The organism is Streptomyces sp. MMG1533, from assembly GCF_001279775.1.
In the GTDB taxonomy this organism is placed as follows: domain Bacteria; phylum Actinomycetota; class Actinomycetes; order Streptomycetales; family Streptomycetaceae; genus Streptomyces.
Genome location: NZ_LGDG01000075.1, coordinates 1 through 3,173, shown reverse-complemented (window position 1 = coordinate 3,173; position 3,173 = coordinate 1). Strand labels below are relative to the sequence as shown.

General features: G+C 67.6%; 1 protein-coding gene and 1 pseudogene. Both read right to left on the bottom strand.

Annotation, left to right across the window (positions count from 1 at the left end):
• Positions 1-2,012: pseudogene (locus tag ADK57_RS11165) on the bottom strand (ricin-type beta-trefoil lectin domain protein); the annotation flags it as partial.
• A 267-nt stretch (positions 2,013-2,279) separates the two neighbouring features.
• The coding region (locus tag ADK57_RS11160) for an RICIN domain-containing protein (RefSeq protein WP_199830537.1) at positions 2,280-3,173 on the bottom strand (894 nt) is incomplete at its 5' end.

Here is a 3,173-nt window from a genome sequence, read left to right as displayed (position 1 = left end):
CCGGTCGTCGCGCCGGAGAGCGTCTGGTCGTTGACGGTCTTGCCGTTGACGGTGAGGTCGGCCTGGCCGGTGTTGCGGAAGCGGGATGTCAGGTCCGCGTATCCGTCCCGCGCGGAGTAGACCCAGAACGTCGCGGACTTGCCGGAGGTCAGGTTCACCGCACCGGCCCCGGACTGGCCCTGGGAGGTGTAGGTGGCGGTGCCGCTGTCGGAGAGGACGGCCTGCTCGGCCTCGTGGAGCGTGGTGCCCTGGACGTCGGCGTCCAGGTACTGCAGGTCGATCTTGTCGACGATCGCGTCGCCGACGGTCGCCGCGCCGTTGTCACCGGTGGTGGCCAGGGTGATGGTGTGGCTGCCCGCGGTGAGGTGCACGGTGATGTCGTCGTGCCCCCATACCACCCACTGGAAGCCCACCGGTATGTCGATCCTGTGTGAGGCGCCGCCGTCGACCCGTGCGTACACGTTCGTCGGGCCCTTGACGTCGGCGTCCTTGGCGTAGCTGTTGCCGAACACCGACAGGTTGTAGTCGCCCGTGGTGGGAACGGAGACGGGGAAGGAGATCACCGTGGTGGAGCCGGTGCGCAGACCGCCGACGTCCTTGGTGCCGGAGGTGGCGAACTTGGCGATGCTGCCGGTGGTGCCCTCGGTGTTGATGTTGTAGCCGCTGCCGCTGAGCGTGGCGTTCTCGGCCTCGTACGAGGCCGACCAGGTGCTGTCGGAGGCGGTGGCGCTGCCGGTGCCGCCCGGGGAGACGATCACCTCGTACGCGGACATCGCGTCGAGGGTGATGGGAAGGGTGATCGAGCCGTCGGAGCCCACGGCGACGTCGGCGTCGGAGAGCCGGGTCGGGGTGGCCGCCGCGCCGAGGTAACCGCTCCAGCGGTCCTGGAGCACACTGACGTGGACGGTGCTGCCGAAGACCGAGGAGGGGATGTTCTTGATGACCGTGTCGGAGGCACCGCTGGTACCGCCGCCGGCGAGGATGACGCGGGCCTGCTTCTTGGCCGTGTCCAGGCTGGCCACGCCCTGGAGGGTGTAGGCGTCGTTGCTGGCGGCGCCGGTGACCTTGACGGTGTTGCCGCTCATGGAGCTGTACCAGTTGTACAGCCACCACTGGGCGTTGGGGGTGTTCTGGTCGGCGGCGGAGTCACCGAGGTTGCCGTTGATGTTCCAGTACGGCAGGTTCCCGTCGACCTTCTTGTCCTCGAGGGCCGCGATCCACTGGACCATCTGGCCGGGGTCGGTCAGGTGGTAGCGGTGGGCGTACTCGTTGAGGTTGACGGTGATCGGGGAGGTGATCCCCGCGGCGGTCTCCACCGCGCGGTAGGAGTCGACCGTGCTGCGGACCTCCGCCGGGCTGCCCAGGGTGTGCCAGGTCACGACGTCGGGCAGGCAGTTGTTGGCCTTGCAGTAGGTGAGGAAGCCGCTGAGTGAGGAGGAGGTGTAGCCGGCGGTGTTGGGCCCTGCCAGACGCGCCGCGGGCCAGATGCCCTTGATGAAGTTGTAGGTCTGGCGCCACTCGGCGTTGAAGTTGGCCAGCGCTGTCGAGTTGGTGCGCATGCCGCTGAACCAGTTCAGGTCGGGCTCGTTGTAGGGGACGAAGACGATCTGGTCCTTGTACGGGCTGGCCATCGCCTGCTCGACCTGGGTCTTCATGGTCGCCTGGTAGGCCGAGTAGCTGGTGCGTTCGTAGTTGGCGCGGTACACGTCCGTCATATAGATGAGGATGTCCCCGCCGCCGCTGTCCGCGAAGGGCTTCGCGATCTCCAGCGCGTCCGAGCCGGGGTGCTGCTGTCCGTCCTGGTACTTGGTGTTGGTGGTCTTCAACCCCATCCCCTCGATGAGGTTGTTCGTCGGTACGTCCGGCCCGTACAGGCCGTACAGCGCCCCGGAGGCGCCGCCCCGGAAGGCTCCGGTGGTGGTGCCCAGGTCGACGGTGAGGGTGGGGGTGGCCGCGGAGGCCGGCGCTGCCGTCACGGTGGTGACGCCGGCTACGACGGTCAGCGGGAGCATGACCTTGGTGATGCCGTGGAGAAGGCGTCTTGTGGTCGAGCGCCTTTGCCCGATTCTTGGCATGTGCTTGAGTCCCTTCAGGGATACGGCTGGTTGTTGATGCGCCGGCCCCGCGCCGGACGTGTGGGTGGGCTGTCGCTCGCGGTTCGGGCGACGGTGGCGTCGGTTCCGGCGTCCGTGCGGCGCCGACGCGAAGGGCAGCGGCCCGCCGGACTGTGCCGGCGGGCCGATGCCCGATCATGTGCCGTTCACGGTGTGTGGCTCAGGTCAGTCCTTGCCGGTGAGCCTCCAGATCTGGTTCTTCTTGGTGGTCAGGGTGCTTGCCGCGTCGCATGTCCACTGGTGGACAAGGGCGCCGACTGCCGTGGAGATGTTGCTGACGTCGACGCACTTGCCGCTGTTCACGGCGACGAGCTGGTAGTCGTGGCTGTTGCCGAGCGCGGTCACCGCGTTCAGCTTGAACCGCTGGTTGGTGCCGCCGTGGCACGTCCACTGCTGGACGGCGGCCCCGCTGGCGGTGGAGTAGGCGGAGATGTCGAGGCACTTGCCGCTGGAGTGGTTGACGACGGTGTAGGTGTCGGTGGCGCCGCTGACGGGGTGGAAGTCGAAGATCTGCTCCTGGCCGGTACCGCAGGTGTTCTGCTGGTACTGGGTACCGTCGGCGGTGGACTTGGCGGGGTCTTCGAGGCAGAGCGAGCTGTGCTGGGCGACGGCCGTGGAGGAGAAGCCGGCCGAGGCACCGATGTGCAGGTTCTGCGGGGCGAAGGAGACTTCGTCGAGGTGGGGCGCGGAGCTGGAGCGCATGGGCTTTCCGACGTCGGTTCCGCCGCCGGAGTGGACCAGGCCGATGGTGGTGCCGTCGTAGTTGTAGAGCTGCGAGGCGGTGAACTTGACCGTGTTGGCACCCTTGGCGAGCGTCACGGGGACGGTGTGGGTGGCGAACTGGTTCCAGTGCAGGGTGTTGGCGAAGTTGACGCGCTTGGCGGAGCCGCCGTTCACGCTGACGTCGGCGTGCTCGACCATGATGTCGGGGTTGCCGTAGTAGGGGGTCAGCATCTCGTTGTTGGCGTAGCGCATGGTCATGGCGTAGGTGCCGGCCGTGGGCGCGTTGACGTTGAGGGTGAGGGAGTTGGCGGTTCCGTTGCCGATGCCGGTGACGAC